A 7716-nucleotide genomic window follows, 5' to 3' on the forward strand; every position below is an offset into this window, starting at 1 on the left:
TGATCCTTGCGTGTACGCCAATGACGCATGGGTTTGTCTCCTTGAGAAATATTGCCATTTTCGATTCTACGTCCTGAACGATCTGATATTCCGGCCTTTGCGGCTGCTGTGATTTGAATAGTCCCTTTGCTTCTTGCTGACATGTATATCCTTATCTGTTGTTCGGTTATTGATTTCCCCGACACGGGATTGCACCTCCAATTAAGTGAATTTTAGTGTCTGGGGTTTTATCACGACAAACCGGTCAAGGTAATTGTCGTCAACCGGACAAGATAATTGTCGCAGAATAGACAAGCACAATTGACCCACCGGATACTAGAATAGTTGATTATCTTTTTGAAATTTCAAATAATTACAATCAATTAGGAGAAACAAGCGGGCTTGCCGTAGTTCCGTATCGGTCGGATGCTAATGCTGGTCACACTTGTGTATTAGCCACAAGCATAATCCTATCTGAAGCAAACTTTGCACTAGCGCTTGACCAGCCATTAGGGCTGGTCTTTGTTGACTTTGATGCTATCCGCAGTCTTTGGAAACGTTATCCAGGCATTGCACGCAGTAAGACCATAGGGTTGCCCTTCAACTTCAATGATCTATGTGACGCGCTTGTATTAACTGGTTTCAAAATAGCTAATATTACCATTATACTTAGTCATGAAACATTCGACTACTATCAGACGTTCCAGAAAAAATGGTGGCACATGCCTGGTAGCCGGTGGTGGCAAAAGTAGTTACTTAGTTTAGCCTGCTTTACATAATCGTTTAACGATCGAAAGTTTTTATTATGTCTTCACTAATTCTGGTGCTTGCGAGCATAGCACTCATCTTATTAGTACTTCGTGTGCGACTGCGCTACTACAGGGAGGCTGGATTATGCGCCGATATTGACGTTGACGTTTCCGGAGTGCCTCCCTTTGTTGAGTCATCTATACTTCAGCACCGCGCATTTCACATCGCGAATAGGACAGAAACCTTGGATGAAGCCATTCTTCTACTGAATGTAGCAGTGAGTCTGGGCCCCAACAATGCGGATGCCTACAATGAGCTGGGATTTTGCCATTATCGCAAGGGGGTGTTTCAAAAAGCTGAGGCAGCAGCCGAACAGGCTGTTGCTCAAGCACCAGGGAATCCGAAGTTCAGGAGCGCACTTCTTGCCGCCCGTTTGGCGAGGGCGGAGAGTGAAACCTCTCGTTTAGCCATAGCGGACAGCGCGTTTATGGCTCAGGAAGAAGCGATGATCCTCGCCGATCTTCACCCGGACTACCCACCGGTGTACATAGCCTGGGCTCGCTTGCTCGCACTCTGTGGTGAACCTATTCATTGTTGGGAGAAAAAGCTCCATGAAGCCCAAACTGCTTACGAGACTACGGACTGGATGGCATGTAAAATAAAAAAAACTTCTACGCTTGTTAAAGGAGCACTATCCGGTGCCAGTCAAGCTTGCCGGCAAGCGCATATGCACTGGTCAAGCGCATACAATAACCTCGGTTTCCCGACGGCGGCTGAGTACTGGGTCGCGACGGCGCTGCCCACGCGGGTAGGTCCGTATGACATATTCGTTAGTTACGCTAGTCAAGATGCCGAGGTGGCTCGTCATGTAGTCGATTTCTTGATTGCAAATGGTATTTGTGTTTGGTTTGCAGAGTATCAAGTTCTTCTGAGCGCACGACCTGCTTGGGAAGAGTACGTACGGTATGGAATAAGCCATAGCAAGCATGGACTGGTCCTTTGCGGCCCAGAATACTTCAACAAAGAGCCCTGCCGCCTTGAGCGGATGATGCTCGAAAAAAGGAGTGGCAAGGATAAATTGTTCTCAGTGAGTATAGTTGACCTAGAGCCAACGAGTGGGTCATACGCGAAGAGCGAGTGTCGATCACAGAACACTTACGACTTTACGAGTGTCTTACACAACACCCTGGAGTCTTTGGGAATTCACCCTACGAGCCAGAACTTGGAACTCTTTAACTCTGCCTCGATCCCAGAAAATGCTTGGAATGAGGCCGACGGTAGCTTTGTTTGCCTGGGTATTCAGGGCAAGCTGGAAGCGGTAAATTGGCGGAGAACAAGCGAAATAGAAGGTGCTTCCAACATTTTGACTGAAGGAGCACTATTAAAGCTTTGCCTTTCACATGTTGAAGCAGGACTTCGGGTTGAAGTGACGGCATCTTGGGCTTCGGAACGAGATTCCTTCAGACCATTCGGTCAAGATTTTGATGACGCGATAAATTACGCACGAGACCCGGCTCGTGGACTGTTGTCATCCATACGCGGAGTGCATATACTGGAGTGCCAGGGTCGTCCTCGAGTAGCAATTACATGCAAGGTTGGGACCGAGTGGTGCCGCACGGTATGGGTACACTTTCCAAGCCCTGACAACACGTCGGAGGCAATCATTCTATTCGAGTTCGTGTTCAAGACCCCAGGAACCTTCAGCGAGTACTGTTCTTACTCACGAACGATGGACCTACTGGTCAAATCGCTTCGATGGCCAGTCTTACACGAATCAATTACTTCGAAGGTGATTAATTCAATATCAATAGATAAGCAGGATTCGCAAAAGCGGGAGCTCCCATCAGGGTACGCGGTTCTTAATAACGCAACAGTTTCTGAGATAGGATATCTTGCGCACTATGTCGCGGCCTGGCAGGCACTCGGTCGTAAGACGGTAAGTCTTGAAATAGAGCTTAATCAACTTACACTAGAGGTGTTTGGCCTGCGCTTGGCATACAGTTGGAAGGAGTGTCTTTCGACCACAGATGCAGATCAGATGGATACGCGACTACGAGCCTTCGTCAATTGCATTGTCGGGTCGACGGCTGAGGCGGCTGGGCTTTGCTGTCGCGCAACGAAGAGCCCAGGAAAACTGAGATCAGTTCCTGTCGCGATTCCGGGTTGGCATTTAGAAGGCTTCCCTCTGATGCCCGTTCACGTTATAGCGTCCCGCTTCAATGTGGCGGATCAACTTGTACACATTGATGTCGGGATTGCTTTCACGGTAGGCTTGCCTAATGTACCACCTGGCGCTGAAAGACTACTTCGGCAGTTCCGAAACCAATGGAGAAGATTGGTAGTGTAATAGGGGGTATAGGGGGAGCAACGATTTCTTTCATATTGTGCATTCAATGCTTTGGACAATTTTTAGCTCAGGAAACCCCATAAAAAAATCAAGCGGAGCAGCAATTATTTGCAACTCAGGGCTGCCTGGAGAGGGCCTGAGGTGCATTATTAATCATCATCTGAGCCACATCTGAGCCACACGTTATATTTGCTTAAAAAATAAATCAATAACCCGAGATTTTTTAATCTTGCATATTCTTGGAATAGAAATTTAGCGACGGATATGTCCATCATTGAACCCCGAGAACCCTTCCAGGCAGTGCGTTGACTACTCCAGCATTGTGTCACTGAACCTTTGAATGAGGTGGTGAGCACTTCTTCCACCAGTGCCCATCCAAAATGCTTTTTTGCCGTTTCATCAATGAAACAGTTTTACAGCAACTCGGAATGATTTTTGTGTCCGGACCACTTAGGCAGATCATCCTGTATTTCTATCACCCTTGACCCATAAAAAAGATGGCATGTTGGCCTGAATGCTTCCGGCACCACGGCTGGATGCCCGAAATCAAATAATGACGGGAAGGCGAGCCACATCCTGCGCCCCTCATCGGCAATGGGTGTGCCACATTTACCGCAGCGAACTTTACAAGGGAGGATGCGCTCTGGCCGGTTTAGTTCACTGTTATAAAAAACCAGATGCTCCGAACCAGAGGTAAATCTCACATGGCGTTTATGAAAAATGGCTGCCCTCTGCATAGGGGCGCCATGTAGCCTCTGGCAAGTCGTGCAATGGCAAATCTTGGCATCCACTGGATCAGCGCTCACCTCATATCGAACGGCCCCACAAAAGCATGAGGCTTGGTACTTGGCTATAAACCCCGTGTCTTCCAGGGAGGCATAATTGGGTCCAAATGAATTTTCCATTATCAATGTTTGTTCTTTTTATTCGTTTATTTATCCGATGCCGGGTGGTGTGGGAGAGCTCCTCAGGGACATGGAGTGTTCTCCCGATGATGCTAATTACTATTTAAAATTATTCGAATTATCTTTTTTTTTTATCAATGTGCTGCTCTTTCGTTCCTCCGCATTCCGGACTTTTTTCATTTTCATCTCTCATGAGTTTGTGACTAAAACTCAAACACTGTTTTATCACACCCTCACCAGTAACCCCACCAGCGAAAGAAATTACAATCAAAGCGAAATTCGATATAGTCTCTTCTTTGTTGGCAGGATAAGCTGCAACAAAGCCAGCATGGAATAATGAAAATAATACTATTCCATTGAATCCACTAAACAAGATGAATGCAATATAACCGAATGGTTCAATGATATTAGGAAAGGGTTGGTTGTCTCCTGAACGATGTCCGTTTACTTCTTTTGCAAAATATATAAATGCTACACTTGTGCCGCCAATTGCCCCCCACATATAGGCTAATAGAAATACACCGGCTGTTTCATCTTTGCCCGGAAGGAATGAAAAGACTTTATGAAGAATAGAATAAATTGCACTTCCGAAAAATAGATAGCTTGAAATTAAAACAATAGATATTCCTATATATAATAGTTTGTCACTACGTTGCATGTTAATATTGCCCCCCTTTTTGAAAGTAGAAATAAATTCCGTCAAGTTAGCTATACTTAAACAGATATCAACTCCACTCAACCTCTTATCATTGATCTGGATAAATATATATCAGGGAAAACCTTAATTTTTTGATTTTTTTAAAGGGTTTGGAAATCAATTCAACTGAAGAATATCCTCACCCGGCCAACTTATGCAAGAAAAACATGAGCATGATGAATTAAAATCTGAAATCATATCATCAGTACCATCCCCAAAGTACCACCACACCCTCCTTGTGATCCTGTATCATCGTTTTGGTGGGAATAGTACCCACCCCACAAGCACTTGTAAGTCTTGAGATGATTTATATTTTAACACTAAATTTGTTGTATATTGTGTTGAATTCATTAAGAACGTGTCCTTTTTTTATCACGGAATCCGCTCCAGGCATATCTTTGAGCTGTTTAGTCGACTAAACACCTCCATTAAAATTACCCAAACGAAGTCTGGCTGATCGTGCTTGATTTGAATTGGGAAGGGACCAGTTCTCACCTTGGAAGCACCTGGATGGAATTTTCCCAGTGTTTAGTTGACTAAACACGCCAATTAATGGGTCGATGAAATTTTTCCAGTGTTTAGTCGACTGGACACTAAAATTAATGATTTAGGCAGGGGCCGACTCAGCACTCACTCTGGTAGCACTGGCGGCACTAAAGTTCAGCGAACTGTGAAGAACTCCGTCAATAAGGTTTCTTAAACGAACAACGTGTGCTTTTTTGTCTGCGTTATGAGTTTCTGTGAAGTGTTTCAACGTTGAAACACCGCTATTAAAATTATCCCCCGGTCAAAATCTGTCTGATCGGACCTGATTGGAATGTTGATAGCGTTTCATCGATGAAACGCCTATCTACAAAATTCACTTCCATCCCAAACGTGCCCTTTTTTTTCACGGAACCTACGCCAGTCATATCTTTGAGGTGTTTCAACGTTGAAACAGTTCCGTTAAAATTGTCCAAACGAAGTCTGTCTGATCGTATTTGATTTGAACATGACCAAGCGTTTCATCGATGAAAGATGGACGAACACAAAATGAATTAAATTCATAATCATTTAGAAATGATTATTACTATTTCAACATCTCATGCTTTAATAATGCGTTTATTTGCACGATTTAAGCCGTTTTGACGCGGTTTGCATAACCTTACCATTGAAACAGCAGAATAGGACTATAAAATAAGACATTTAAGCCTCTCACCTGTTTTATCCTGTAAGTTTAAGCACCGGAGAATACCCCATCACCTCTTCATAAACTTGGAACATAATTTTTTTAAGCCGGGCTGAATGATCTTCCTCCACAATGGCGCTGTCATGAATAGGCAGAGCCGCAATCCCTTCTGCATGCAGTTTCATCATGATTTTTTCCATAATGATGCTATCTGCGTTTTGAAGGTCAATGCCAGCTCCCGAGAACAGGAACTCCTGAATGGGAGTGTGGCGGGCCTTAAAATCTTCCATCATCTGGCGTATCTGGGTGAGATCCTGGGCTGCATCAAACCCGGCATTCTGTAAAGCATCACGGACTGCAATATGGGAACCTCGTTTGTCGGCATTGATGCTGATCAGGGAAACCAGTTTATATTCATTTCTCTGTGAGCCATCGCCGATGGCATACGGGTCTCCGTTAAACTCAAGGCCCAATTGATGATAAAGCATACGGATGTGAAGACCGGAATAATCCCACTCAACGGTTTTTTTACCGTCAATGTAAATGTGCTTCCTGAACTTGCTGGGCATCCCCTGGTAATAGGGACCATAAAATCTCCCACCTTTATCAAAATCCTTGGAGCCTCGGTTAAACACCCGGTGCATGTCCTTTACTTTGATTTCAAACACCAGCTTTTTTATCCCGAAGTCGATCAGTGGGCGGTCCTGTTTGATGAACTCTTCTTTTTTCGATCTGGCATTCATCAGGCTCAAGAGTTTCTTCATCCACAGTAGATGTAAAAAAAGCACTGATTCTGGCTGTAAGCCTTGGTACTGTGGGCTCTTCACGCTATGAGTTATGGTAGATAATAGAGTAGTTCTATTCAAGTTAGCATCAATGAATGACTTGTACAGTGCTACGGGATAGGAGTACTTCTGGTATGTGAGTACGTCTATATCCATCTGATCCATAGCTGTACCACTGTCCGTAGCATAGGAAGCACTGATGCCTCTGTGTGAATGAGTACCGGTTCCTGTAGATGGATGAGTACCGTTCCCTTCTATGTTATCAATACTACTACTATTATCAATGAGTTCTGTGTCAACAAGTTCTATTTTACCCTTGATGAGATCTGATAGTATGTTGACTGTTAAGTCTGTCAGGTTGACTTCATCTGATTCATTCAGACGCACAGTGATTTTTTTTGCGTTAGCCAGATTATTAAGTTGTTGCAGGTTGGCTTGCATTAATTCGGTTGCTTCAGTGGGGTCAAATTCCACGTCCTTTGAAACTTTGACAGTTTTATTTTTGCTGTTCTTTTTTTTCTCTTCATCCCGTAGTTGAATCAGGTTCTCTGTCTGTGTGCAATGAATGTCCCCGATGGGTCGAAATTTGTATTCAGCAACGAAGATTCTTATTAATTTTACTGTGGCCCAAATCCTTGTCTGACGCCCATATTTGATGTTTCTGAAGCCTGGTGCTTTTTCAATGTAACCGTGGCATTCAAGCTCATCTATAAGGCGCTTCATACGATCGTATTTGAACCACAGTTTATCATAGCGTTGGTTGCNNCTGTAAAGATTNNNGTCCATNGAAANCCTTATNGGCCTGCCGACAAAAAANCCTATCCANANATTTATCAGGATCACCAGCAAACATTCNCTGTCACGGTATTTTGATTTTACATTGCGTCTGATNTAATTTTTTTCTTCGCCGATCTCCTTAAAGATATAATCACGAGCATCTTTGACGGTGCGCCTGTCACTGCCAATCCAAATGTCAAAAGGCAATGCTTGCTCCAGCCATTGCACAAATTCTTTTTTTCTAACTTTTTTCATAATCCTTATTAACCCTTTCTAAAANNGNNAAANNNCCNNCCNTTTNGGGNNNG

4 protein-coding genes are annotated in these 7716 nt (G+C 44.0%); 1 reads left to right on the forward strand and 3 read right to left on the reverse strand.

Going from position 1 to position 7716, the window contains the following annotated elements:
* Nucleotides 1-973: 973 nt before the first annotated feature.
* Nucleotides 974-3076: a TIR domain-containing protein gene (locus B147_RS0102990; protein ID WP_157237752.1), complete on the forward strand. Its 2103-nt coding sequence runs from the start codon at nt 974-976 to the stop codon at nt 3074-3076.
* A 413-nt stretch (nt 3077-3489) separates the two neighbouring features.
* On the opposite strand, the gene B147_RS0102995 is transcribed toward B147_RS0102990, so the two are convergent.
* The 3 genes from B147_RS0102995 to B147_RS0103005 form a co-directional block, all read right to left on the reverse strand.
* Entirely contained in the window at nt 3490-3981 is a 492-nt protein-coding gene (locus tag B147_RS0102995) for a GFA family protein (protein ID WP_026259493.1), read from the reverse strand.
* A gap of 118 nt (nt 3982-4099) precedes the next feature.
* Entirely contained in the window at nt 4100-4639 is a 540-nt protein-coding gene (locus B147_RS0103000; RefSeq protein WP_020585770.1) for a hypothetical protein, read from the reverse strand.
* 1242 nt (nt 4640-5881) lie between these two features.
* Nucleotides 5882-7354 (reverse strand): hypothetical protein, encoded by a 1473-nt coding sequence (locus B147_RS0103005; RefSeq protein WP_245568902.1) that lies wholly within the window; start codon nt 7352-7354, stop codon nt 5882-5884.
* Nucleotides 7355-7716: the final 362 nt, after the last annotated feature.

Origin of the sequence: Desulfobacter curvatus DSM 3379, from assembly GCF_000373985.1 — a bacterium.
Taxonomy (GTDB): domain Bacteria; phylum Desulfobacterota; class Desulfobacteria; order Desulfobacterales; family Desulfobacteraceae; genus Desulfobacter; species Desulfobacter curvatus.

Coding starts and splice junctions, on each gene's coding strand:
- B147_RS0103000 (WP_020585770.1), bottom strand. CDS start 4,639: ATGCAACGTAGTGACAAACTATTATATATAGGAATATCTATTGTTTTA.
- B147_RS0102995 (WP_026259493.1), bottom strand. CDS start 3,981: ATGGAAAATTCATTTGGACCCAATTATGCCTCCCTGGAAGACACGGGG.
- B147_RS0103005 (WP_245568902.1), bottom strand. CDS start 7,354: ATGAAGCGCCTTATAGATGAGCTTGAATGCCACGGTTACATTGAAAAA.